This window comes from Pseudomonas sp. PICF141, from assembly GCF_002286815.1.
In the GTDB taxonomy this organism is placed as follows: Bacteria; Pseudomonadota; Gammaproteobacteria; order Pseudomonadales; family Pseudomonadaceae; genus Aquipseudomonas.
In genome coordinates this window covers 38,158-61,537 of the sequence record NZ_MUNM01000016.1, presented here as the reverse complement: position 1 = coordinate 61,537, position 23,380 = coordinate 38,158, and the positions used below count along the sequence as shown (strand labels likewise).

Genomic DNA, 23,380 nt, shown 5'->3' with positions numbered 1-23,380 from the left:
GCCGAAAACCGCGTAACTCATTGTTTACCAAGGAGTTTTCCGTTTCGACTGCGCCGGAAGTGGGGCGAATTATAGGCCTTCAAAATCTGCCGTCAACCCTTGATTAAGCTTTTCTTGCAGAAGGAGGCTTTTTAGCTGTTAAACGCGGAATTCGACGGATTACAGGCGGCAATCTCAGCACCAACAACAAAGCACCTATAGAAGCATAGATCGCCCATTCCTTCAGATCGGCACGAACGATCCATAACATATGCAGCAGGCCGAGCCCGAGAACCACATAAACCAACCGATGCAGTTTTTTCCAGCGAGCGCCCAAGCGCCGCTGGCTGTAGCGATTGGAGGTTATTGCCAATGCCAGCAAACAGAGAAACCCCAGGACTCCGACAATAATGTAGGGACGCTTGCGCAACTCGATGCCCAACTGCGACCAATCAAAGCCGAGGATGAACGCGGTGTAACCGCTCAAATGCAGGACAACATAAGCGAAGCACCACAAACCCAACTGCCGCCGAACCGCTATCCATCCCGACCAACCGGTGAGCTTCTGCAATGGCGTCATGCTCAATGTAATAAGCAGCAGCACAAGCGTCCCCTGCCCCAATCGATCAACCAGTACTTTGCCGGGATCCGGCCCCAGCACATCCGCCCAGGCCTGATACAACCAAAGCAGCGGCCAAATCGCGGCAGCGATGAAGACACCAATACGCCAGTACAAATATCGCATCAGTAATGCTTCCGCAGATCGAGCCCTGTATAGAGGGAAGCAACTTCATCCGAGTAGCCGTTGAACATTTGCGTGTCCCGCACATTGGGCTTGAACAGACCGCTCGGCAAACGCCTTTCCCGTGCCTGGGTCCAGCGCGGGTGATCGACCGTCGGGTTCACGTTCGCATAAAAACCGTACTCGTCGGAGGCGATACTCTGCCAAGTGGTTTTCGGCTGCTCGCTGACCAAGCTGATTCGCACGATGGATTTGATGCTCTTGAAACCATACTTCCAAGGCACTACCAGACGCAGCGGCGCACCGTTCTGATTCGGCAGCTCACGTCCATACATGCCCACAGCAAGAATCGCCAACGGATTCATCGCCTCATCCAGACGCAACCCTTCTACATAAGGCCAGTCGATCAGGGCAAAACCGGAACGCTGCCCGGGCATACTCTTGGGATCCTGCAGCGTTTCGAAGCGAATGAACCTGGCTTTGGACGTCGGCTCGACTTCCTTGAGCAAAGCCGAAACAGGAAAACCGATCCATGGAATGACCATCGACCAGGCTTCCACACAGCGAAGACGATAGATGCGCTCTTCCAGTTGATAGGGCTTCATGAAGTCTTCCAGCGCATACCGCCCCGGCTTCCCCACTTCTCCGTCCACCACCACGCTCCAGGGTTCGGTTTTCAGTGCCCCGGCGTTGGCCGCGGGATCACCTTTATCGGTACCGAACTCATAGAAGTTGTTGTAGTGGGTCGCGTCCTTGAAAGGCGTAATTGCCTCATCCTTGACGTTGACTGCTCCCCATTTGGTAGAAGGGAGCTTTTCGGCAAACCAGGCCGGCGCCTTGCCAGGCTCGACGTCGCCATAACGCGCAACATCACCGGCACTTGCCCAACGCGGCAGGCTGCTCACCGCCAAACCGGCGACGGCAGCACCCAATACACTGCGACGAGAAAGATAGAGGGATTCAGGCGTGACGTCCGACTCATGACAGTCAGACGCTTTAGGGACTTTGATCAGCATGGCAACTCCGCAGCTTTGGAGGACAGATGCACCCATAGACTGCGGAGTATGAGGGAAATTACATCACTCGGCTTTTTTGTGCCGACGAAGGCGCAGCAGGTACTGAATCGGCCCGGAAGCCGCATAGGCAAGGAAAACCAGCAGCAGGATACGCGGCGGATCACTGAACACAACGGCGAATACCAATACCACCGCCAGGATCGCGACAAAGGGAACCCGCCCTTTCAAGTCCAGCTCCTTGAAGCTGTTGTACTTGATGTTACTGACCATCAGCATGCCAGCGGCGGCAACCATCAGGGCAACCAGGAATGACATCTTGGAACCCTGAATGCCGTAGTCGCTGAAGGCCCAGACAATGCCCGCGACCACACCCGCGGCGGCGGGGCTGGCCAAGCCGATGAAGTAACGTTTGTCTGCGGTGCCGACTTGAGTGTTGAAACGCGCCAGACGTAACGCCGCCCCCGCTACATAGATGAAGGCAACCATCCAGCCGACCTTGCCCATGTCACCCAGCGCCCAGCCGAATGCCAGCAATGCCGGGGCCACACCAAAGGCAACCATGTCCGACAGCGAGTCGTACTCGGCACCGAAAGCGCTTTGGGTATTGGTCATACGGGCAACGCGACCGTCGAGGCCGTCGAGCACCATGGCGACGAAAATCGCGATCGCGGCAAATGCAAAATATTTACTCGCGCCGATCGCATCGCCAGCACTCAAGGCACTCTGGGCGCTCATCGAGTTAATGATGGAATAGAACCCGGCGAAGAGGTTCGCAGTGGTGAACAGATTCGGCAGCAGATAGATACCACGATGCCGGACTTTACGACCTTCAGCGTCATGCCCTTCTTCGATGTGCTCATCGACGGGCAGAAGGCTTTCGGCGTCAGAAGCCTGCTTTGGCTCTTCGGGACGTTCGCTCATGGACATTACCTTGCAACGGGGTGGAAAGTTTCGACAGGTGCCTGGGACGACGGTTCGGCCACAAACAATGCAGCTTTATACCAGAACCGGCGGATCCAAACGAAAAAACGCGGCCTAGGCCGCGTTTTCCGTACAAGCTCGGGACTTAGTTCTTGGCTTTGTCGACGATCTTGTTGGCACCGATCCACGGCATCATGGAGCGCAGTTGCTCACCGATGATTTCGATACCGTGAGCGGCGTTGTTACGACGCTTGGCGGTCATCGAAGGATAGCCGGTGGCGCCTTCGCTGATGAACATCTTGGCGTATTCGCCGTCCTGAATACGTTTCAGGGCGTTGCGCATGGCCTGACGGGATTCGGCGTTGATCACTTCCGGACCGGTCACGTACTCGCCGTACTCAGCGTTGTTGGAGATCGAGTAGTTCATGTTGGCGATACCGCCTTCGTACATGAGGTCAACGATCAGCTTCAGTTCGTGCAGGCATTCGAAGTAGGCCATTTCCGGCGCATAGCCAGCTTCAACCAGGGTTTCGAAACCGGCTTTCACCAGCTCAACGGTACCGCCGCACAGAACGGCTTGTTCGCCGAACAGGTCGGTTTCGGTCTCGTCCTTGAAGGTGGTTTCGATGATGCCGGTACGACCGCCACCAACGCCAGCAGCGTAGGACAGTGCAACGTTTTTGGCGTTGCCCGAAGCATCCTGGTAGATAGCGATCAGGTCAGGGATACCGCCGCCTTTGACGAACTCGGAACGCACGGTGTGGCCCGGAGCTTTCGGCGCGATCATGATCACGTCGAGGTCAGCACGTGGCACAACCTGGTTGTAGTGAATCGCGAAGCCGTGGGAGAAGGCCAGGGTGGCGCCTTTCTTGATGTTCGGCTCGACTTCGTTCTTGTACAGGGCAGACTGGAACTCGTCCGGGGTCAGGATCATGACCAGGTCGGCAGCCGCTACGGCGGAAGCAACGTCAGTCACTTTCAGGCCGTGAGCTTCGGCTTTGGCAACAGTAGCCGAACCTTTACGCAGACCGACAGTAACGTCAACGCCGGAGTCTTTCAGGTTGCACGCTTGAGCGTGACCCTGGGAACCGTAACCGATGATGGCAACTTTCTTGCCCTGGATGATCGACAGGTCGCAGTCTTTATCGTAGAAAACTTTCATGAATTTCCCCTTTATATCTGGCCCTTCAGGCCATTCGCTAATTTGGTTTAGATGCTAAGTACTTTGTCGCCGCGGGCAATCCCGGTGACGCCACTGCGTACGGTTTCCAGAATCGAGGCAGTCCCGATCGATTGAATGAAACTGTCGAGCTTGTCGCTGGTACCGGTCAATTGAACGGTATACACGCTAGCGCTGACATCAACGATCTGCCCGCGATAAATATCGGTGGTGCGCTTGATCTCGGCGCGCTGGGCGCCGGTGGCCTTGACCTTGACCAGCATCAGTTCACGCTCGATGTGAGCACTCTCCGACAGGTCGACCAGTTTTACCACTTCGATCAGCTTGTTCAGGTTCTTGGTGATCTGCTCGATGACTTCATCATGGCCGACAGTGGTCAGCGTCAGACGCGACAGGGTCGGGTCTTCGGTTGGTGCCACGGTCAGGCTTTCGATGTTGTAGTTGCGCTGCGAGAACAGGCCGACTACACGAGACAAAGCGCCGGGTTCGTTTTCCAGAAGCAAGGAAATAATGTGCCGCATGATTAAGTACGCTCCGTCTTGCTCAGCCACATATCGCGCATGGAGCCGTCTTTGATCTGCATCGGGTAGACGTGCTCGCTGGTGTCGACCGAAATGTCGATTACCACCAGGCGATCTTTCATGGCGAACGCCTCTTCCATCTTCGACTTCAAATCTTTCGATTCCGTGATGCGCACGCCAACGTGGCCATAAGCCTCGGCCAGCTTGACGAAGTCAGGCAACGATTCCATGTAGGAATGCGAGTGACGGCTGCCATAACTCATGTCCTGCCACTGGCGGACCATACCCAGCACACCGTTATTCAGAATGACGATCTTCACCGGCAAACCGTATTGCAGGCAGGTCGACAGTTCCTGGATGTTCATCTGGATGCTGCCCTCGCCCGTAACGCAGGCGACGTCGTCATCCGGGAAGCTCAACTTGATGCCCATGGCCGCCGGCAAACCGAAGCCCATGGTGCCCAGGCCACCGGAGTTGATCCAGCGGTTTGGCTTGTTGAACGTGTAGTACTGCGCGGCGAACATCTGGTGCTGGCCCACGTCGGAGGTTACAAAGGCGTCGCCCTTGGTCACTTCGCACAGGGTTTCGATCACGGTCTGTGGCTTGATCATGCTGCCGTCGCCCTTGTCGTAAGGGAACAGGCCGCGATCGCCGCGCCACTCATCGACTTGCTTCCACCAGCTGGCGACGGACTCCTTGTTCGGGGTCTCGCCGATTTCCTTGAGGATCGCGACCATTTCGGTCAGGACACTTTCGACCGGACCGACAATAGGCACGTCTGCCTTGATGGTCTTGGAGATCGAAGCCGGGTCGATGTCGATGTGAATGATCTTGGCATTCGGACAGAACTTGGCCGGACCGTTGATCACGCGATCATCGAAACGCGCGCCGACTGCAAGGATCACATCGGCATGGTGCATCGCCAGGTTGGCGGTGTAGCTGCCGTGCATACCGAGCATGCCAATGAACTGACGGTCGGTGCCAGGGTAGGCACCCAGGCCCATCAGGGTATTGGTCACTGGCAGGTTGAGCATTTTGGCCAGTTCGGTCAGCGGCGCGGATCCACCACCGAGAATCACGCCGCCACCTGAATAAAGCACAGGACGCTTGGCCGCCAGGAGCATTTCGGCTGCCTTGCGGATTTGCCCGGAGTGACCGCGAACGGCCGGGCTGTAGGAACGCAGCTTGGCTTTTTTCGGGAAAATGTATTCGAACTTCTCGGCCGGGTTGGTCATGTCTTTCGGGACATCGACAACGACCGGACCAGGACGACCGGATTGCGCCAGATAGAACGCTTTCTTCATGACTTCCGGGATTTCCGAGGCATGCTTGATCATGAAGCTGTGCTTCACGATTGGCCGGGAGATACCGATCATGTCGGTTTCCTGGAATGCATCGGTACCTACCATGGTGCTAGGCACCTGGCCGGAAATGATCACCATCGGAATGGAGTCCATGTAGGCCGTGGCAATACCGGTGATGGCGTTGGTTGCGCCCGGGCCGGAGGTTACCAGCACCACACCGGCTTTACCGGTGGCGCGGGCATAGCCGTCAGCCATATGGGTCGCAGCCTGCTCGTGGCGAACCAGGATGTGGGTCACTTCCGGTTCTTTGAACAGGGCATCATAGACATGAAGAAGAGCACCACCCGGGTACCCGTAGATATATTTGACGCCTTCGTCACGCAAAAAGCGGACGAGCATCTCACCGCCAGATAAAAGCTCCACGTTGTTCACCTCTAAAACGCCAGAATACCGCCCACATACAAGAGGACGGGTCTTAATAGGTTTACTTCTCGGCAGAGCATGAGCGACGGTGGTCGCCGACTACGTCAGCACTGACTGAGCAAGTATTGGGATCGTCCCAAGTGTTGCGGGCCTTTCCCACCCAGCGCGAGGTAACGCGTTGCGGGTGTAACAGGTCGGCGCGGATGTGCGCCTCATGATCTACCGAGTGGGTCTGCTTCTGGCAGTCCCTCTACAGCGGACTTTGGATTCTTCTGTTTCGCCCATCGCAAGTCAAGCCGTCAATGTGCTTTATTCGAACTAAGCACATGAGAACGCAAGAAAAAACCTTTAAACCGCAACTGTGTTAGCTTCGATTGCGCACTTATGACAAGGAAATGGCATGCGAACGTTCTTCCTCACCGCCGGCCTGCTGATCAGCCTGAGCCCTCTGTGCATGGCGGGTCAGATCTATAAATGGGTCGATGCCCAGGGCGTCACCCATTTCGATGGGCAACCGCCCCCAGGCCAGGAGCCTACCCTCGTCGTGACGCCCGCCCCGCCCATCGGCAAACCGAGTACGCCAACGCGCAGCGATGTCATAGGCGATCAACGGGCTATCGACAACAAAGTGAAAAAGCAGGTTGCCGAGCAGCAAGCCCAGTTAAAAGTGTTCTGCGAGCAGGCTCGAACCAACCTGGCTCAACTGCAGAATAATCCGCGACTACGGGAGGATGTCGAAGGTGAGATGCGCCGCCTGACCGACCAACAACGTCAGGAACGCATCACCGAAGCACAGAAACAGATCGCAAAAAACTGCATGTAGGACCCTGCAACGGATTGGAGTTAGCGAGAGGTGGTGATCAACAGGTCGAACTCTTTGAGCAAGATCTGAAGCTGCCGATCCTTACCCTGGACGTTGCGGGCGGCGAAGACCATTTCGGCCATTTCCTGAATCCCCGACGCGTTGGGTAATGGCAGGTCTTGTTCCAGGATCGACTTCATTCTTGGCAGGAAGATCCATTGCAGCCATTGCTCGAAATCCAGCGTATCCACCGAGAACGGTTCGACGCTGGATAGCGCCTCAGCGGATGGCGAAACTTCGTCCCACCAGCCCTGAACGCGCAGTTCGCGCTCGATCAACAGCAACTGTGTGGCAATCTTCGGGAAGCGTGCATCCATCACAGCGAGACCTTGGCCTTCTGACGCGCCAACGCTGCGCCGGCGGAGTCACCCTGTTTCTCACGCGCCTGGGCGATCAATTCCCACAAGCTGGCCTGAAGAGCCGGACGACCATTGGCGAACGTCAAACCACGGCGAGCGAATTGTTCGGCCTGAGCCGCATCGCCTTGAGCCATACGTACCTGAGCCAGACGATAAAGCACTTGCGGCTCACGCGGTGCGACACGCTGGGCCCGCTCGAGGCTGGAAGACGCGCCATTAAGGTCGCCACTGGCCTGTTGCTGCTGGGCAGTGGTCAACAACGCCAGGACCGGACCGTCCAGTTGCTCATCGGCGGACAGGCCGCCGGAGCTTGCGGAAGGAATCCCGCTCGGCGTCGACGGCATGCTGTAGCTGCCCTGGTTGATCGGTGCCGACTGGACCGGCGAGGTATCAATCGGCCCCGGAGTGATCGGGCCCGGGGTAATAGGCGAAGTGCTGATCGGGGCCGAGGAAACCGCGCCACCACCTGGCACCATCACGACGACGCCAGTGTCACCTTGCGGGATTGCCTGAGTCTGGGCTTGTGCAGGACGTTTTACCGTCGACTGCCGGAAACCGCCATTCGCCGAAATCCGTTCGCTGTTGGAGACGGCGGTGCCGGAATCCACAACCGGAATCGAGCCGCGCTGTACAGTAGAGCAACCGCTGAGCAAAGCCACGGCAGTTACCGCCGGAATCAACCACTTGTTCACTTGAAACCCTCTTTGCTTAATTCATCCAGCCCTTGACCCAATCCATCACCGATTCAGCGGGGTTTTCACCACCGCAAGCGGGACCCGGGGGCGGTTCGCTGCCGCGAATATACGGCATCTGCACTGCGCCTGGGCAGCTGCCTTCAGAACCTTGCCCAGTGCGCGAATCGACCCAGGCCTGAACAATGTTATCTGGCTGCGGCATATCCAGCGGCAGCGGATCGGCTTTGCGCATGAAACTGGTCCAGACCTGCAACGCACCGGTGGCGCCGGTGAACGGCGTCTTGCCGTTATCATCGCGCCCCAGCCAGACCACCGCCAACAGATCCTGACTGAAACCGGCGAACCAGCTGTCCCGCGAATCGTTACTGGTACCGGTCTTGCCGGCCAGCGTCAGGGTTTTCGGCAACACGTTATATACCGAGCTACCGGTGCCTTCACGCATGACCCGTTGCATGGCGCTCTGAACCAGGTAAATGGACGCCGGATCGAACTGCTGCTGAATCTGGAACGGATAACGCTTGAGGGGCTCGCCCTCGGCGGTCAGCACGCTGCGAATTCCGCGCATTGGCGTATTGAACCCACCGTTGGCCAGTGTCTGGTACATGGTCGCCACTTCGATCGGGGTCAAGCCACCAGCGCCCAGCAGCATTGACGGGAACGCGGGAAACTCGCGACTCACCCCCAGACGCGCCAGGGTCTTCAAGACATTCGGTACGCCCACTGCCAAGCCCAGACGCGCGGTCGACAGGTTGTAGGAATGCGCCAGCCCTTGATAAAGGAACACCGTACCGTGGGAACGGCGATCATAGTTCTGTGGTTTCCAGACCTGACCGTCCGCGCCTTTGACCGAGAAGGATTCGTCCGACAGCCAACTGGTCAGCGTGTACTGGCTCGGCTTCTCGAGGGCTGTCAGATAAACCGCCGGCTTGATCAACGAGCCGATCGGTCGTACGGCGTCCAGCGCCCGGTTGAAACCGGCGAAACCTGCCTGACGGCTGCCGATCATGGCCTGGACTTCTCCGGTTTCCGGATTGGTCACGACCATGGCCGCCTCAACCTCATCGGACCCTTTGCGCCCAGCCAGACGCTTGAACGTGTCATTGACCGAAGCTTCGGCTTTCATCTGCAGGATCGGGTCGAAACTGGTGAAAATCCGCAACCCTTCTTCGGTCAAGTCTTCGTCGCGGTAATCTTCGCGCAACTGACGTTTAACCAGGTCCAGAAAGCCCGGGAACGAGCTGTCGGCCAACTTGCCGCGCGTGGTCACACCCAGTGGCATTTTCTTCGCCGCCTCAACCTGTGCGGCGGTGGCAACGCCTTGTTCCCCCAGAACATCGAGCACCAGGTTGCGACGCTCCAGCGCCCGCTCAGGGTTGCGACGCGGGTTGTAATAGGACGGCCCCTTGACCATGCCCACCAACAAAGCGACTTGATGCAGCTTCAGCTCGGACAATGGCTGCCCGAAGAAGAACTGGCTGGCCAGACCGAAACCGTGCACCGCGCGCTGACCATCCTGGCCCACGAACACTTCATTAAGGTAAGCCTCAAGAATTTCGCGCTTGTCGTAATGCAGCTCAAGCAACATCGCCATCATGGCTTCGGTGAGCTTACGGGTCAGGCTGCGTTCGCTGGTGAGGTAGAAATTCTTGACCAACTGTTGCGTCAGCGTACTGCCGCCCTGGGTCATTTTGCCGCCCGAGGTGTTGACGTAGACGGCTCGGACAATCGACTTCGGCGACACGCCCCAGTGACTGTAGAAATCCCGGTCTTCCACGGCAATCAGTGTTTCGAGCAGATACGGCGGAACCTGATCGATCTTGATCAGGATGCGGTCTTCAAGGTTTTTCGGATAAATCCCGCCAATCAGCAGGGGCTCCAGTCGCACCACAGAAAGCTTCGAACCGTTGGTCGCCGAAAGCTCGGCCACGTAATCGCCGGAGAAGCGTACGCGCACAGGCTGAGCCGTTTCCATGCCTTCATAGAACTGGAAGCCTCGGGTGTTCAAGTCGATGGTATTGCCATTGACCGCCGCCGCGCCGGGGCCGTTGCTGATGGCTTCGCGTCGGTAGCCCAAGGCATCGAGCTCGGTGAGGAAGTCTTCCTTGCTCAGCTTTTGGCCAGTGAACAGTTCAAGCGGGCGCGCGTACACCTTGGCCGGGATGGTCCAGCGTTTGCCGGAGAACTTCTCCTGGACGACAGCGTCGAGATAAACCGCGAACCCGGCAAGCACCACGAGGCCTACCAGGCTGAGTTTAAGGGCCCAGCCCAGCCAGGGACGCATGCCCTTGGAAGGTGGTTTTTTTGGGGTGCGGGGGGATCGAGTACGAGTCATGGCGGCGGATTATACGCACTTTATTCGTCCTCGACAGAAGCCTGCTGAGGTTTGCGTCGGGCAGACTTGCGGCCATAATGGCGGCCTTGAATTTTTCCCAGACTCTGAAGGATCGCCTGTGAGCCAGTCCCTGATCGCTGCCCTGCAAAACCCGGCCCTCTACCCGCATCCCGTAGAAGGGTTTCAGGTCATCGAAACCCATATTTCGTGGGTGCTGCTCACCGGCCCCTACGCTTATAAAGTGAAGAAGCCGGTGAATTTCGGCTTCCTCGACTTCACCAGCCTCCAGGCTCGCGAGCATTTCTGTGCTGAAGAGCTGCGCCTGAACCAGCGTCTGACCCATGATTTGTATCTGGAAGTGTTGCCGATCACTGGCAGCGCCGAGGCCCCCCAACTGGGCGGCGAAGGACCGGTCGTCGATTACGCCCTGAAGATGCGCCAGTTCCCACAAAGCCAATTGCTCAGCACCTTGCAAGCCAACGGCGAATTGACCACCACGCACATCGACGAGATGGCGGCGCAGATCGCTCAGTTCCATCTCAGCGCGCCGAAAGTACCTGCCGAACATGAAGCTGGCACGCCAGACAGCGTCATGGCGCCGGTACGGCAGAACTTCGAACAGATCCGTCCATTCCTCAGCGACAAGGCCGATCTGCTGCAACTCGAGGCGTTGCAAGCCTGGGCCGAAAGCAGCTTCGAGCGTCTCAAGCCGCTGTTCGCCCAGCGCAAGGCCGATGGTTTCATTCGTGAATGCCACGGTGACATTCATTTGGGCAATGCCACCGTGATCGACGGCAAGGTCGTGATCTTCGACTGCATCGAGTTCAACGAACCGTTCCGCTTCACCGACGTTTACGCCGACACCGGTTTCCTGGCCATGGACCTGGAAGATCGCGGCCTGAAAAGCCTGGCGCGCCGTTTCATCAGCCAATATCTGGAGCTGACCGGCGACTATCAGGGCCTGGAGCTGCTGAACTTCTATAAAGCCTACCGCGCATTGGTTCGCGCCAAGGTCAGCCTGTTCAGCATGCCAGCCGAGGCCGATCCGGTGCAGCGCGCCACCACGCTGCGTCAGTACCGCAACTACGCCAACCTGGCGGAAAGCTACAGCACCATTCCTTCGCGCTTTCTGGCGATTACCCACGGCGTTTCCGCTGTCGGTAAAAGCCACGTGGCCATGCGCCTGGTGGAAGCGCTGGGCGCCATACGCCTGCGTTCCGATGTCGAGCGCAAGCGTATGTTCGGCGAGCAAGCCGTACCGAACGACCTGCAGGCCGGCATTTATAGTGCCGACGCCAGCGCCGCCACTTACAGCCGCCTGCATGAAATCGCCGGGGTAATTTTGCATGCCGGTTTCCCGGTGGTGGTCGATGCCACCTACCTCAAGCGTGACCAACGCGACGGTGCGGCAAAAATCGCCGAAGCCACGGGGGCGCCATTCCTGATTCTCGACTGTGACGCACCGCAAGCGGTGATCGAGAGCTGGCTGAAGCAACGTCAGGCAGACAATAACGATCCCTCCGATGCCAACCTGGCCGTAATCACCGCCCAGCAAGCCAGCCGCGAGGCCCTGACGCCAGCAGAAATCCTGTGCAGCAAACGCGTCCAGACCAATGAAAGTGGCACGCTCGATACCGTCGTTGCGCAGATTCGTCAGCGCCTTCCAGGCCTGTAAGAAACTAATTCAACCGTGAAGCCCTCACCGGCTTCACGGCTGTCAAATAGTGGCACTATACTGGCGTCATAAAACCATCAGGTGATGCGACATGAGCCAGCCGAAACTTCTCGACACCCCGCTTTATGCCTTGCTGCACAAAGACGACATCACAGGCTTTAACAACGAACGGCCCTCGGGCGGACCTATCGACATGGTCGGTGGCGACTTCCGTGGTCTCGATCTGCGTGAACTGAACGCCGACGGCATCGATTTCACCGATGCCTATTTCCGTTCCGCCGACTTGCGCGGCATCGATTTTCGCAACGCTTCCCTTGAAGGGGCGAGCCTGGCCCACGCGCAGATCTCCGGCGCCTACTTTCCGCCGGAACTGAGTGCCGATGAAATTCTGATGTCGATGAATTTCGGTACGCGCCTGCGTTATCGCACTCGCTAAAAGCGACGCCCTGACAAGTCCGGCGCCCCTGCCTTGCGTTGGACTTGTATTTTTTTACCCCCCCGAAATTCACGTCTTTCCGAGCGCACTCGCAGCCTTTACCCGCCACTTCCAGAGCCCGCGTCTTAGAAGCATTTGCGCCGAAACCGACCAAACAATCACGCTTTTCCTACTGATGGCTACACTGCTGAGAGGCTCGCCCACGCACCGTTCGGCTGTCGCAAGGAGGCTTGATGAATGATGAACTGCAACACCTGAAAAATCTTGGCAAGACGTCGGCGCAATGGCTGCATGCCGTGGGCATCCACAGTGCATCGGACTTGCGTCGGCTGGGAGCTGTAGATGCTTATCGAGCCGTGCGCACGCGCGGTTTTCGGGCTTCCAAGGTGTTGTTGTATGCGATCGAAGGCGCACTGATGGATGTTCACTGGAACGACATTCCCGCCGAACGCAAGGAAGCTTTGAACAAACAGCTGGACGCCATTTCGTCACGCCACAAGATTTGAATGGATCATTACGTTTGCACGCAGCCTGAAAACCAATGATTGCAAGCCTTTCACCCAAGGGAACGGGTGAGGTCAAAGAAAACCAAAAATCAGCGATTGACATGGTAATGAGAATCGCTATGATTACCACAACTGGTCGCGAGACTGGTCGATATTCTGAAAAGCCCTTGGTTCGGACTCTCAGATTATCTCCTCATCAGGCTAATCACGGTTATTTGACCCGGCTCTTGCCGGGTCTTTTTTTGCCTGTGGAAAACTCGCCGGTTTACTGCCCTGCCTGCTTGCCAAACTGTTTGCGCATTTGCGCGCAGTAATCCTGAGGTGGCATGGCAGGCGTATACCAGACGTAATCGGCCATGGCCGGCGTGACCTCGGCGCCCTGCTCCGCCAGCATCAACACCATCGGCGCTTCAGGCTCACCCAAATCCTGCACATGGATTGGCACCCCGACATCCTTACGCGCGTGATAGGCGCCGGCCAATAGCAATGAAGGCGCTGGTGCAGCCAGTAGTCGCCCGGCCATCCGCCGGTCACGTTGCTGCTGGACCGCCAACATCGCGGGCATTTGCGATGCAGGCAGCAGGCCGCAATGGGAATCGTTGATCTGCGCCAGCAACTTATCCTTGACCATCGGCGCGTTGGAAAGCGAACCACTCAATACCGGGGGTTTGGCATAGACATTACGGACTTCAAGCGTATCCAGATTGGCCGCCAGCAACGGGTACGGTTGAGTCAGGGCAAAGCCGACGATCGGCCCATAGAGATTCCAGTCCCACCCCGGTTGCCAGGCCAGCGCATTGGGCAAGTCAGCGGGTAGCGGTGAAGAATGCTTGATGTGATCGACGCGCCCTTGTTGATCCGGCGTGAGCATTTCCAGCAGCAAACTGCCTTGGGGTCGCTGCTCACTCAGCGTCTGTAACAACCACAGTTGCACTTGATGGTGATCACGATTGTCATGCTGCTCGCCGACAATCAACCGCGAAGGCTTGGCTAACCGTGCAAGCAGCTCATGCGCCGTCAGGCTTTTACCGCTGCGCAACTCCAGGATTTCGCCGCTGACGGGTGGCGGCGGCACCGGCCCATGTTGGCAGGCACTCAATATCAGCACAGCCAGAATCACCATCACACGCATGTTCTCACCTCAATGAAATGTTCAGCGGGCGATGATCAGCGGATGCCCACGCTCCGGGTGCGGTTGTACCAGTACTTCCAGCCCGAACACGGCCTTGAGCGGCTCTGGGCGCAGCACCTGCTCCGGCGTATCCAGCGCCACGGGGCGCCCACCCTCGAGCAACAACAGACGATCACAATAACGTGCCGCCAGATTCAGATCATGCAGGATCACCAGCACCGCGGCGCCACGGTCGGCGAATTCGCGTACCGCTTGCAGAGTAGTGTGTTGATGCAACGGGTCGAGCATCGATGTCGGTTCATCGAGCAACAACGTTTGCCCCGCCTCCCCCGGCCAGAGCTGCGCCAGGACGCGTGCCAGGTGTACCCGCTGACGCTCACCGCCAGACAGCGCCAGATAACTGCGTCCACTCAGGTGCCGCGCATCGGCCGCGTGCAGCGCGGCGGCGACAATTTCGTCATCCCGCAGCCGGCCGCTTTGATAAGGCAGGCGCCCCATGCCGACCACTTCTTCGACGCGAAAGGCAAAGTCCAGGGTCGACACTTGCGGCAACACCGCCAAACGCCGGGCTCGCTGCGCCCCGGTCCAATGACTCAGTTCGCGTTCATCGAGCCAGACACTGCCGTGGTCCGCCTGCAATTCACCGCACAGGGCGCCGAGCAACGTGCTTTTGCCGGCACCGTTGGGCCCGAGCACACCGAGGACTGTGCCCGGTTTGAGTTCAAGGGTGATGCCCGTAAGGACAATCTTTCGACCGCGCCGGATTTGCAGATTTTGCGTGCGCAACATCAGGCACGCCCTCTGAGCAGTAAATACAGAAAGAACGGAGCCCCTATGAGGGCCGTGACAATCCCGATCGGCAACTCGGCCGGCGCCAGGGCCAGCCGCGCCACGAGATCTGCGAACAACAATAAACTGCCCCCCGCCAAAAGAGACGCCGGCAACAGCACCCGATGATCAGGGCCAGCCAGCAGTCGCACCAGATGCGGTACCACCAGACCGACGAAGCCGATCATCCCCGCTGCCGCGACCGCCGCACCGACGCCCAGTGCCGTGCAGAACACCAGTTCGCGCTTAAGCCTTTCGACATCAATACCCAAGTGACCGGCCTCTGACTCCCCCAGTAACAATGCATTCAAGGCCTTGGCCCGTCGCGGCAGCCACAGCGCCACACCGATGCTCACCAGCAGCAATGGCCAAAGTCGTGAATAACTGGCGCCGTTAAGGCTGCCCAGGTTCCAGAACGTCAACGTGCGCAGGGTCGCGTCATCCGCCAGGTAGGTGAACAACCCGACCGCCGAACCGGCCAGTGCAGTCAATGCAATACCGGCCAGCAGCATGGTGGCGACGTTGGTCTGGCCATTGCGCCGCCCCAGTCGATAGACCAGCGCCGTTACACCCAGCCCACCGAGAAACGCGCACACCGATAACAGGTAAGGCCCGAAGGATTCAGGCAGACCGCCGAACACCGAGCTGCTGACAATCGCGATGGCTGCACCCAAAGCCGCGCCGCTGGAGACACCCACCAATCCCGGATCGGCCAGAGGGTTACGAAACAGGCCCTGCATTGCCACCCCAGACAACGCCAAAACGCCGCCCACCGCCAGGCCCAGCAAGGTTCGTGGCAAGCGAATCTGTCCCAGGATCAGCTCGGCCTGCTCCAACCCGTCGGGCGCGATGGGTAAACCCAGCAGCCGCAACGCCGCGCATAACGTGTCGGATAACGGCAAACTCACCGGCCCCAACGCCAGCGACAACCAGATCGCCAGCAAACACAGCAGGCTCAGGCCGATGAATAATGCACGGGGTTTAACCAGAAGAGTCATTGGCCGGTCGTACTCAGACGCATAAACAGCTTCCTTGAAAGTTTTGCCGGGCATCGAGAGAACAGGCCAAGTATCCTCGGCATCCGGCAATCGCCCTGTGGGTGAGCGGCCATTTGATAGTTGCTTGCATTTGAACGTCAAGTTCGGACCTCTCCGGTCACGAGCGGCGAGACTTGAGGATAGACATGAAGTTTCTTTGCGCTGGCGCCGAATTGGCTGATGCCAGCAGTCGCGGTTTCGACGTCGACGGTCAGAAACTCCTGGCCGTGCGCCGGGGCGGCCGGGTGTATGTGTATGAAAATCGCTGCCCGCACCGGGGCGTCGAACTGGAATGGAAGCCCGACCAGTTTCTCGACCCCAGCAACAGCCTGATCCAGTGCGCCACCCATGGCGCGCTGTTTCTGATCGAAGACGGCGAATGCGTTGCTGGCCCGTGCGCCGGGCAATCCCTGACCACCATCCCCTGCCTCGAAGACGCGCAAGGGATCTGGCTAACCGTTTAACAGCACCTCCAGGCGCCGATCGACCACCATCTCTTCGTGGGTCAAGTGCACGCCATAGGCCAGCACTTCAACCCCACACGCCACCGCTTCGCGTAACGCCGCCGCGTAGGCCGAATCGATTTCTTCAGCAGGACGTACGGAGTCGATACCGGTCAGGTTCACGCAATACAGCTGCACCGCACGAATTCCGTCCCGGGCCAAATGCGACAGCTCGCGCAAATGCTTGGCCCCGCGCTGGGTCACGGCATCGGGAAATGCCGCCACCAACGAGCCATCGAAGCCCAAGGTGACGCTTTTGACCTCTACATAGGCGGGCCCGCTCGGGTAATCGAGACAGAAATCGATGCGGCTGCTTTCCTGACCGTAGGCCACTTCGCGCTTCAGTTCGGTAAAGCCGTTCAGTTCGGTGATGACATTGGCCCGCAACGCCTCCTCGATCAAACCGTTGGCGCGCCCGGTGTTTACGCAAAACAACCGCCCTTGTGGGGTTTCTCCGACTTCCCAGGTGCCGGGCAATTTACGCTTGGGATCGTTGGAACGGCTGAACCAGACCTGCCCGCCTTCGACCTGGCAATTAAGCATAGAACCGGTGTTTGGACAGTGAATAGTCAGCAACTCGCCGCCAACGGTTTCGATATCAGCGAGAAAACGCTTGTAACGACGAATCAAGCGACCTTCTTCGAGGGGAGGATGAAATCGCATCAGCCTTGCCAACTGCGCAAGCCGCGAGCGATCCGTTCGACTGCTTCCTGCAGGCGTGGAAGGCTTTGGGTATAGGCAAACCGCACATGATGCCCCGCCTGATAACGCCCGAAGTCCAGGCCCGGCGTGATCGCTACGTGCTCGGTTTCGAGGAAATGCCGGCAGAACGCGAAGGCATCGCCGCCGAACTTGCTGATATCGGCGTACAAATAGAACGCGCCTTCCGGCTCTACGGCGATACCGAAACCCAATTCACGCAGGGCGGGCAGCAGGAAATCACGGCGTCGGCCGAACTCGGCGCGGCGCTCCTCGAAAATCTGGATAGTGGCCGGTTCGAAGCAAGCCAATGCAGCGTGCTGGGCCATGCTCGGGGCACTGATGTAGAGGTTTTGGGCGAGTTTCTCCAGCTCTCCGACCGCCGCTTCCGGCGCAACCAGCCAACCGAGACGCCAGCCGGTCATGCCGAAATACTTGGAAAAACTATTAAGGACGAAGGCGCTGTCATCGACTTCCAGCACGCTGGCCGCCTCCGTGCCGTAAGTCAGGCCATGGTAAATCTCGTCGACCACCAAATGGCCGTGGCGGGCCTTGATCGCTGCAGAGAGCCCGGCCAACTCGTTGCGGGTCAGGATGGTCCCGGTCGGGTTGGCCGGCGATGCCACCAAGGCGCCGACACTGTCGTGATCCCAGTGACGCGCGATCAGGTCCGGAGTCAGTTGATAACGCACGTCCGGGCCGACCGGCACCAGTTGCGCCGCGCCCTCCACCAATCGCAGGAAATGCCGGTTGCACGGGTAGCCCGGGTCTGCCAGCAGCCAGTGCTTGCCCGGGTCCACCAGCAAGGCGCTGGCCAACAGCAACGCGCCTGAACCGCCGGGCGTGATGAGAATTCGTTGCGGATCGATGTTCAGCCCGTAGCGTTGCTGATAAAAGCCCGAAAGGGCTTCACGCAGCTCGGGAATGCCGCGTGCGGCGGTATAACGGGTTTTCCCCGCCGCCAGCGCGGCCTGGCCAGCCTGGATGATCGGCTCGGCGGTAGTGAAGTCCGGCTCGCCAATTTCCAGGTGAATCACGTCGTGGCCGGCTGCTTGCAGCTCGTTGGCCCGCGCCAGCAGGGCCATGACGTGAAACGGTTCGATGGCGCGACTGCGCGCACTGTAGGACAGAGCCATTAGCCTTCCTTACAACGGGGAAAAGAATCGATTCTACCCAAGCCCGGGAACGAGCGAGAACCTAAAGCGGTCAGAGCCCATATAACGTGGGTCTCAAACGATTCAAGCGTATGCTCCAGGTTTGACTAAAATCAATAATTGATCAGGTCTCCAGAGCCACCAGGCAAGGCTTTGCAATATTTTGCAAGCGCCACGGGCTGCGGGCTCGACATCCGGGAGTAGCGCGGTCCGATTTGATCTGGTAAGTTCGCCCGCTTGCAGCCGCAGGGCCGGCAGGTGTCGGTGATGGAGCAATCCTGCGCAATGGATTACAAGAGTAGAGGCGGTCCATTTCATGCCCACCCAAGCAAAGCAACAGCAAAACCAGTCGATCAGCGGCTTCGAACCCTACAAAGAAGTGAAGGGCGAAGAGTATATGGGCAAGCCCATGCGCGCTCACTTCACCAAGATCCTGAACAAGTGGAAACAGGACTTGATGCAGGAAGTCGACCGTACTGTTGATCACATGAAAGACGAAGCGGCCAACTTCCCTGACCCGGCAGATCGTGCCAGCCAGGAAGAGGAATTCAGCCTCGAATTGCGCGCCCGCGATCGCGAGCGCAAGTTGATCAAGAAAATCGACAAAACCCTGCAATTGATCGAAGACGAAGAATACGGTTGGTGCGAATCCTGTGGCGTCGAAATCGGCGTCAAGCGACTGGAAGCCCGCCCTACCGCCGACATGTGCGTTGATTGCAAGACCCTGGCGGAAATCAAGGAAAAACAAGTCGGCAAGTAATCCTGGCCACTTGAACGAAGAACGGAGCGTGCGAACGCTCCGTTTTTTGTTTCTGACATTTGCTGATTTGTTGCGTCTTGAAATTGCCTTCGCGAGCAAGCTTCGCTCCTACAAAGGCAACGCAATTTCCTGTAGGAGCTGAGCTTGCTCGCGAAGGCGGCTTCAAGCCATGCTCAAAACGATTAAACAGCCTGACATCGCCCTTATGACCGCCATCGCCTCCCCTGCCTACATCGGCCGCTTCGCCCCCACCCCCAGCGGGCATTTGCATTTCGGTTCGCTGGTCGCAGCACTGGCCTCCTACCTTGATGCCCGTTCGGTCGGCGGCCGCTGGTTGGTGCGCATGGAAGATCTCGATCCGCCCCGCGAAGAACCGGGCGCTCAAGCGGCGATTCTCAAGGCGCTGGAAAGCTACGGGTTCGAGTGGGATGGCGACATGGTCCGACAGAGTGACCGGCACGCGGCCTATGACGAAGTCATCAATCGCCTGTTCAATCAGGGCCTGGCCTACGCCTGTACCTGTTCACGCAAGCAATTGGAGCCGTATCACGGCATTTATCCCGGATTCTGCCGCAACGCGGGGCACGGCACCGAAAACGCCGCGATCCGCCTGCGCGTGCCGGAACTGGAATACCACTTCATCGACCGGGTGCAGGGCGAGTTCCGTCAACATCTGGGACGGGAGGTGGGTGATTTCGTGATCCGCCGCCGCGATGGGCTTTACGCCTATCAATTGGCAGTGGTGCTGGACGACGCCTGGCAAGGCATCACCGATATCGTGCGCGGCGCCGATCTGCTGGATTCCACGCCGCGCCAACTCTATCTGCAAGAACTGCTGGGCCTGCCGCAACCGCGCTACCTGCACATCCCGCTGATTACCCAGCCTGACGGCCACAAACTCGGCAAATCCTATCGATCGCCGCCGCTGACCGAAGATCAGGCCACGCCACTGTTGCTGCGCGCATTGCGCGCGCTGGGGCACAAGCCTGCGACCGAACTGAATGACGCCACGCCACGGCAAGTGCTGAACTGGGGAATTGCCCACTGGGATGCAGCGCTGATCCCGCGCACACTGACGTTGCCCGAAGCGCAATTGCAGTGATGCCGCTTGCAGTGGCGCGCCCATCCGTTACCATCGCCGCACGTTTTCGGGCACGCGCATAAAAAAGAGAGGCCGGGATGTACATCTATCGCTTGGTCCTGCTCCTGGTAGTGGGGATTTATCTGTTCTCCCCGGCCATCATGGATTGGTGGATCGACGCCACGGGCGCCTGGTATCGCCCTTATTTGCTCTGGCTGATTCTGATTGTCGTGACCTTCATCCTGCAGAGCCAAAAAGATGCTGATGAGCTTTAGCCTGACCCAGATGATCCTGATCAGCGCCGCGTACCTGGCGGTGCTGTTCGGCGTGGCCTGGATCAGCGAACGGGGCATGATCCCCCGGGCGATCATTCGCCACCCGCTGACGTACACCCTGTCGCTGGGCGTCTACGCCAGTGCCTGGGCGTTTTACGGCACGGTGGGCCTGGCTTATCAGTACGGCTATGGCTTTCTGTCCAGCTACCTCGGGGTTTCCGGGGCCTTCCTGCTGGCGCCGGTGCTTTTGTACCCGATCCTGAAAATCACCCGCACTTATCAGCTCTCATCCCTGGCTGACTTGTTTGCGTTTCGTTTCCGCAGCACCTGGGCCGGTGCACTGACCACAATTTTCATGCTGATCGGCGTGCTGCCGTTGCTGGCGTTGCAGATTCAGGCAGTGGCCGACTCCATCAGCATCCTCACCCGCGAGCCGGTGCAGCATCGCGTGGCCTTGAGCTTCTGCGCACTGATTACACTGTTCACGATTTTCTTCGGCTCACGCCACATCGCTACCCGCGAGAAACATGAAGGCCTGGTGTTCGCGATTGCCTTCGAGTCGGTGATCAAGCTGATTGCGCTTGGCGGCGTCGGTCTGTATGCGCTGTATGGCGTGTTCGACGGCCCGCAACAGCTGGAACTGTGGCTGCTGCAAAACCAGACCGCCCTCGCCGCCCTGCACACACCATTGCAGGAAGGCCCATGGCGCACGCTGCTGCTGGTGTTCTTCGCCTCGGCGATCGTGATGCCGCACATGTATCACATGACCTTTACCGAAAACCTCAACCCACGCTCGCTGGTCAGTGCGAGTTGGGGTCTGCCGCTGTTTCTGCTGTTGATGAGCCTCGCGGTGCCGCTGATTCTCTGGGCCGGGCTGAAACTGGGCGCCACGACCAATCCGGAATATTTCACCCTGGGCATTGGCATCGCCGCCAACAGCAAAGCTCTGGCGCTGTTGGCGTATGTCGGCGGATTGTCGGCGGCCAGCGGCCTGATCATCGTCACTACGTTGGCGTTGTCCGGGATGGCGCTGAACCATCTGGTGCTGCCGCTCTATCAGCCGCCCGCCGAGGGCAATATCTACCGTTGGCTGAAATGGACCCGCCGGGCGCTGATCGTCGCCATCATCATGGCCGGTTACGGTTTTTACCTGATGCTGGGCGCCGAGCAGGACCTGGCTAACCTCGGCATCGTCGCTTTCGTTGCCACGTTGCAGTTCCTGCCGGGCGTGTTGTCGGTGCTGTACTGGCCGACCGCCAACCGTCGCGGCTTCATCGCCGGCCTGCTGGCGGGAATTCTGGTGTGGCTGGTCACCATGCTGCTGCCGCTGGTCGGCAATCTGCAGGGCTTCTACATTCCACTGCTGAACATGATCTACGTACTGGACGACACCAGCTGGCACATGGCAGCAATTGCCTCGCTGGCCGCCAACGTGCTGATGTTCACCCTGATTTCGTTGTTCACCAACGCCAGCCCCGAAGAGGCCAGCGCCGCCGAAGCCTGCGCCGTGGATAACGTTCGCCGCCCGCAACGCCGCGAACTGCATGCCGCCTCGCCTCAGGAATTTGCCACGCAGCTTGCAAAACCATTGGGCGCCAAGGCTGCGCAGAAAGAAGTCGAACAGGCGCTGCGTGATCTCTATCTACCGTTCGACGAACGCCGGCCATACGCCTTGCGCCGTCTGCGGGACCGTATCGAAGCCAACCTTTCCGGCCTGATGGGACCGAGCGTGGCGCAGGATATGGTCGAAACCTTCCTGCCCTACAAGGCTGGCGGCGAAAACTACGTCACTGAAGACATCCACTTCATCGAAAGCCGCCTCGAGGACTACCACTCGCGCCTGACCGGTCTTGCCGCCGAACTCGATGCCTTGCGCCGCTACCACCGCCAGACCTTGCAGGAATTGCCGATGGGCGTCTGCTCGCTGGCCAAGGATCAGGAAATCCTCATGTGGAACAAAGCCATGGAGGAACTGACCGGGATTGCCGCGCAGCGTGTGGTCGGTTCGCGCTTGAGCACCATTGCCGATCCTTGGAAAGAGCTGCTGCAAGGTTTCATCAACCTGCCGGACGAGCATTTGCATAAACAGCACTTGGCCCTCGACGGTCAGACGCGCTGGCTGAACCTGCACAAAGCGGCGATTGATGAGCCGCTGGCGCCGGGTAACAGCGGCCTGGTGCTGCTGGTAGAAGACTTGACCGAAACCCAGATGCTCGAAGACAAACTGGTGCACTCCGAGCGCCTGGCCAGCATCGGTCGACTGGCGGCCGGCGTGGCCCATGAAATCGGCAACCCGATCACCGGCATTGCCTGTCTTGCGCAGAATTTGCGTGAAGAACGCGAGGACGACACCGAACTCACGGAAATCAGCGGGCAGATCCTCGAGCAGACCAAACGCGTGTCCCGCATTGTTCAGTCGCTGATGAGCTTCGCCCACGCCGGCAGTTACCAGCACAGTGACGAGCCCGTCTGTCTGGCGGAAGTGGCCCAGGATGCCATCGGCCTGCTGGCCTTGAACCGGCGCAATTTCGAAGTACAGTTCTACAACCTGTGCGACCCCGACCACTGGGTAGAAGGTGACCCGCAGCGGCTTGCCCAGGTATTGATCAATCTGCTCTCAAACGCCCGCGACGCCTCGCCTCCGGGCAGCGCAGTGCGCGTTAAAAGCGAAGCCGGCGAACACACGGTCGATCTGATCGTCGAAGACGAAGGCAGTGGTATCCCCTCGAACATCATGGACCGACTATTCGAACCTTTCTTCACCACCAAGGACCCTGGCGAAGGCACCGGTCTGGGCCTTGCACTGGTCTATTCCATCGTTGAAGAGCATTATGGACAAATCACCATCGACAGCCCGGCTGATGTTCAAAGCCAACGCGGCACCCGTATCCGGGTAACTTTGCCGCGTCATGTCGAAGCGACGTCCGCTGTGAACTGAGACCGTCGAGAGTATCGAATCA

At 58.7% G+C, this 23,380-nt stretch carries 23 protein-coding genes; 9 read left to right on the top strand and 14 right to left on the bottom strand.

Going from position 1 to position 23,380, the window contains the following annotated elements; translation table 11 throughout:
- Positions 1–103 precede the first annotated feature (103 nt).
- The 6 genes from msrQ to BZL43_RS01445 form a co-directional block, all read right to left on the bottom strand.
- A complete protein-coding gene (gene msrQ, locus BZL43_RS01470; RefSeq protein WP_095630652.1) occupies positions 104–724 on the bottom strand; it encodes a protein-methionine-sulfoxide reductase heme-binding subunit MsrQ in 621 nt (206 codons plus the stop codon).
- A complete protein-coding gene (msrP, locus tag BZL43_RS01465) occupies positions 724–1,737 on the bottom strand; it encodes a protein-methionine-sulfoxide reductase catalytic subunit MsrP (RefSeq protein WP_095630651.1) in 1,014 nt (337 codons plus the stop codon). Before msrP ends, msrQ begins: the two co-directional genes overlap by 1 nt.
- 63 nt (positions 1,738–1,800) lie before the next feature.
- The gene (gene pssA, locus BZL43_RS01460) at positions 1,801–2,658 is read right to left on the bottom strand and encodes a CDP-diacylglycerol--serine O-phosphatidyltransferase (protein WP_095630650.1); all 858 of its coding nucleotides are present in this window, start codon (positions 2,656–2,658) and stop codon (positions 1,801–1,803) included.
- Positions 2,659–2,803: 145 nt separating this feature from the next.
- Positions 2,804–3,820, bottom strand: a complete 1,017-nt coding sequence (gene ilvC / locus BZL43_RS01455) for a ketol-acid reductoisomerase (protein ID WP_095630649.1) — start codon at positions 3,818–3,820, stop codon at positions 2,804–2,806.
- A 47-nt stretch (positions 3,821–3,867) separates the two neighbouring features.
- On the bottom strand, positions 3,868–4,359 hold the full coding sequence (gene ilvN / locus BZL43_RS01450; protein ID WP_003176102.1) for an acetolactate synthase small subunit: 492 nt from the start codon (positions 4,357–4,359) through the stop codon (positions 3,868–3,870).
- 2 nt (positions 4,360–4,361) lie between these two features.
- Positions 4,362–6,086 carry an acetolactate synthase 3 large subunit gene (locus BZL43_RS01445; protein WP_095630655.1) on the bottom strand — a complete coding sequence of 575 codons (1,725 nt, stop codon included), beginning with the start codon at positions 6,084–6,086 and terminating at the stop codon, positions 4,362–4,364.
- Between the two features lie 400 nt (positions 6,087–6,486).
- Here BZL43_RS01445 and BZL43_RS01440 point away from each other — a divergent pair, with 400 nt between their 5' ends.
- Positions 6,487–6,909, top strand: a complete 423-nt coding sequence (locus BZL43_RS01440; RefSeq protein WP_095630648.1) for a DUF4124 domain-containing protein — start codon at positions 6,487–6,489, stop codon at positions 6,907–6,909.
- A gap of 20 nt (positions 6,910–6,929) precedes the next feature.
- Here BZL43_RS01440 and BZL43_RS01435 read toward each other — a convergent pair whose 3' ends face one another.
- The 3 genes from BZL43_RS01435 to mrcB are packed head-to-tail and all read right to left on the bottom strand — an operon-like array spanning position 6,930 to position 10,334.
- A complete protein-coding gene (locus tag BZL43_RS01435) occupies positions 6,930–7,265 on the bottom strand; it encodes a YqcC family protein (protein ID WP_095630647.1) in 336 nt (111 codons plus the stop codon).
- Positions 7,265–7,999 (bottom strand): tetratricopeptide repeat protein, encoded by a 735-nt coding sequence (locus tag BZL43_RS01430; RefSeq protein WP_095630646.1) that lies wholly within the window; start codon positions 7,997–7,999, stop codon positions 7,265–7,267. The genes BZL43_RS01435 and BZL43_RS01430 overlap by 1 nt, the downstream gene beginning before the upstream one ends.
- A gap of 16 nt (positions 8,000–8,015) precedes the next feature.
- Complete coding sequence (gene mrcB, locus BZL43_RS01425) at positions 8,016–10,334, bottom strand: penicillin-binding protein 1B (RefSeq protein WP_095630645.1); 2,319 nt, start codon at positions 10,332–10,334, stop codon at positions 8,016–8,018.
- Positions 10,335–10,452: 118 nt separating this feature from the next.
- Here mrcB and BZL43_RS01420 point away from each other — a divergent pair, with 118 nt between their 5' ends.
- The 3 genes from BZL43_RS01420 to BZL43_RS01410 all read left to right on the top strand — a co-directional run bounded on the left by BZL43_RS01420 (position 10,453) and on the right by BZL43_RS01410 (position 12,951).
- Positions 10,453–12,009, top strand: coding sequence for a bifunctional aminoglycoside phosphotransferase/ATP-binding protein (locus tag BZL43_RS01420; RefSeq protein WP_095630644.1), 1,557 nt, complete (start codon positions 10,453–10,455; stop codon positions 12,007–12,009).
- Positions 12,010–12,100: 91 nt separating this feature from the next.
- Positions 12,101–12,445 carry a pentapeptide repeat-containing protein gene (locus tag BZL43_RS01415; RefSeq protein WP_095630643.1) on the top strand — a complete coding sequence of 115 codons (345 nt, stop codon included), beginning with the start codon at positions 12,101–12,103 and terminating at the stop codon, positions 12,443–12,445.
- A 233-nt stretch (positions 12,446–12,678) separates the two neighbouring features.
- The gene (locus BZL43_RS01410) at positions 12,679–12,951 is read left to right on the top strand and encodes a TfoX/Sxy family protein (protein WP_007902045.1); all 273 of its coding nucleotides are present in this window, start codon (positions 12,679–12,681) and stop codon (positions 12,949–12,951) included.
- A gap of 265 nt (positions 12,952–13,216) precedes the next feature.
- On the opposite strand, the gene BZL43_RS01405 is transcribed toward BZL43_RS01410, so the two are convergent.
- Genes BZL43_RS01405 through BZL43_RS01395 form a run of 3 tightly spaced genes read right to left on the bottom strand, consistent with a single transcriptional unit; the run spans position 13,217 to position 15,855 of the window.
- Positions 13,217–14,083 carry a ChaN family lipoprotein gene (locus BZL43_RS01405; RefSeq protein ID WP_095630642.1) on the bottom strand — a complete coding sequence of 289 codons (867 nt, stop codon included), beginning with the start codon at positions 14,081–14,083 and terminating at the stop codon, positions 13,217–13,219.
- A gap of 21 nt (positions 14,084–14,104) precedes the next feature.
- Positions 14,105–14,872 (bottom strand): heme ABC transporter ATP-binding protein, encoded by a 768-nt coding sequence (locus tag BZL43_RS01400; protein ID WP_095630641.1) that lies wholly within the window; start codon positions 14,870–14,872, stop codon positions 14,105–14,107.
- Positions 14,872–15,855: an iron ABC transporter permease gene (locus BZL43_RS01395; RefSeq protein WP_168185050.1), complete on the bottom strand. Its 984-nt coding sequence runs from the start codon at positions 15,853–15,855 to the stop codon at positions 14,872–14,874. The genes BZL43_RS01400 and BZL43_RS01395 overlap by 1 nt, the downstream gene beginning before the upstream one ends.
- 239 nt (positions 15,856–16,094) lie before the next feature.
- Between BZL43_RS01395 and BZL43_RS01390 the strand changes: the two genes are divergently transcribed.
- Entirely contained in the window at positions 16,095–16,412 is a 318-nt protein-coding gene (locus BZL43_RS01390; RefSeq protein ID WP_095630639.1) for a Rieske (2Fe-2S) protein, read from the top strand.
- Here BZL43_RS01390 and sfsA read toward each other — a convergent pair.
- Both sfsA and BZL43_RS01380 read right to left on the bottom strand, forming a co-directional pair.
- Complete coding sequence (sfsA, locus tag BZL43_RS01385; RefSeq protein WP_095630638.1) at positions 16,401–17,114, bottom strand: DNA/RNA nuclease SfsA; 714 nt, start codon at positions 17,112–17,114, stop codon at positions 16,401–16,403. The genes BZL43_RS01390 and sfsA overlap by 12 nt on opposite strands.
- On the bottom strand, positions 17,114–18,286 hold the full coding sequence (locus BZL43_RS01380) for a pyridoxal phosphate-dependent aminotransferase (RefSeq protein ID WP_095630637.1): 1,173 nt from the start codon (positions 18,284–18,286) through the stop codon (positions 17,114–17,116). The genes sfsA and BZL43_RS01380 overlap by 1 nt, the downstream gene beginning before the upstream one ends.
- Positions 18,287–18,620: 334 nt before the next feature.
- On the opposite strand from BZL43_RS01380, the gene dksA reads away from it, so the two are divergent.
- The 4 genes from dksA (at position 18,621) to BZL43_RS01360 (ending at position 23,358) form a co-directional block, all read left to right on the top strand.
- Positions 18,621–19,064: an RNA polymerase-binding protein DksA gene (gene dksA, locus BZL43_RS01375; RefSeq protein WP_030130357.1), complete on the top strand. Its 444-nt coding sequence runs from the start codon at positions 18,621–18,623 to the stop codon at positions 19,062–19,064.
- 205 nt (positions 19,065–19,269) lie between these two features.
- Positions 19,270–20,166, top strand: coding sequence for a tRNA glutamyl-Q(34) synthetase GluQRS (gene gluQRS, locus BZL43_RS01370; protein ID WP_095630654.1), 897 nt, complete (start codon positions 19,270–19,272; stop codon positions 20,164–20,166).
- Positions 20,167–20,243: 77 nt separating this feature from the next.
- Positions 20,244–20,420, top strand: coding sequence for a hypothetical protein (locus tag BZL43_RS01365; RefSeq protein ID WP_003176118.1), 177 nt, complete (start codon positions 20,244–20,246; stop codon positions 20,418–20,420).
- Entirely contained in the window at positions 20,404–23,358 is a 2,955-nt protein-coding gene (locus BZL43_RS01360; protein WP_168185049.1) for a sensor histidine kinase, read from the top strand. The genes BZL43_RS01365 and BZL43_RS01360 overlap by 17 nt, the downstream gene beginning before the upstream one ends.
- Positions 23,359–23,380 lie beyond the last annotated feature (22 nt).

Excerpts from the sequence above, each read along its gene's own strand:
- BZL43_RS01380 (WP_095630637.1), bottom strand. The coding sequence starts at position 18,286 with ATGGCTCTGTCCTACAGTGCGCGCAGTCGCGCCATCGAACCGTTTCAC.
- msrQ (WP_095630652.1), bottom strand. The coding sequence starts at position 724 with ATGCGATATTTGTACTGGCGTATTGGTGTCTTCATCGCTGCCGCGATT.
- gluQRS (WP_095630654.1), top strand. The coding sequence starts at position 19,270 with ATGACCGCCATCGCCTCCCCTGCCTACATCGGCCGCTTCGCCCCCACC.
- BZL43_RS01435 (WP_095630647.1), bottom strand. The coding sequence starts at position 7,265 with ATGGATGCACGCTTCCCGAAGATTGCCACACAGTTGCTGTTGATCGAG.
- BZL43_RS01390 (WP_095630639.1), top strand. The coding sequence starts at position 16,095 with ATGAAGTTTCTTTGCGCTGGCGCCGAATTGGCTGATGCCAGCAGTCGC.
- BZL43_RS01415 (WP_095630643.1), top strand. The coding sequence starts at position 12,101 with ATGAGCCAGCCGAAACTTCTCGACACCCCGCTTTATGCCTTGCTGCAC.
- sfsA (WP_095630638.1), bottom strand. The coding sequence starts at position 17,114 with ATGCGATTTCATCCTCCCCTCGAAGAAGGTCGCTTGATTCGTCGTTAC.
- pssA (WP_095630650.1), bottom strand. The coding sequence starts at position 2,658 with ATGAGCGAACGTCCCGAAGAGCCAAAGCAGGCTTCTGACGCCGAAAGC.
- BZL43_RS01410 (WP_007902045.1), top strand. The coding sequence starts at position 12,679 with ATGAATGATGAACTGCAACACCTGAAAAATCTTGGCAAGACGTCGGCG.
- BZL43_RS01360 (WP_168185049.1), top strand. The coding sequence starts at position 20,404 with ATGCTGATGAGCTTTAGCCTGACCCAGATGATCCTGATCAGCGCCGCG.
- ilvN (WP_003176102.1), bottom strand. The coding sequence starts at position 4,359 with ATGCGGCACATTATTTCCTTGCTTCTGGAAAACGAACCCGGCGCTTTG.
- BZL43_RS01400 (WP_095630641.1), bottom strand. The coding sequence starts at position 14,872 with ATGTTGCGCACGCAAAATCTGCAAATCCGGCGCGGTCGAAAGATTGTC.
- BZL43_RS01365 (WP_003176118.1), top strand. The coding sequence starts at position 20,244 with ATGTACATCTATCGCTTGGTCCTGCTCCTGGTAGTGGGGATTTATCTG.
- mrcB (WP_095630645.1), bottom strand. The coding sequence starts at position 10,334 with ATGACTCGTACTCGATCCCCCCGCACCCCAAAAAAACCACCTTCCAAG.
- msrP (WP_095630651.1), bottom strand. The coding sequence starts at position 1,737 with ATGCTGATCAAAGTCCCTAAAGCGTCTGACTGTCATGAGTCGGACGTC.
- ilvC (WP_095630649.1), bottom strand. The coding sequence starts at position 3,820 with ATGAAAGTTTTCTACGATAAAGACTGCGACCTGTCGATCATCCAGGGC.
- dksA (WP_030130357.1), top strand. The coding sequence starts at position 18,621 with ATGCCCACCCAAGCAAAGCAACAGCAAAACCAGTCGATCAGCGGCTTC.
- BZL43_RS01440 (WP_095630648.1), top strand. The coding sequence starts at position 6,487 with ATGCGAACGTTCTTCCTCACCGCCGGCCTGCTGATCAGCCTGAGCCCT.
- BZL43_RS01405 (WP_095630642.1), bottom strand. The coding sequence starts at position 14,083 with ATGCGTGTGATGGTGATTCTGGCTGTGCTGATATTGAGTGCCTGCCAA.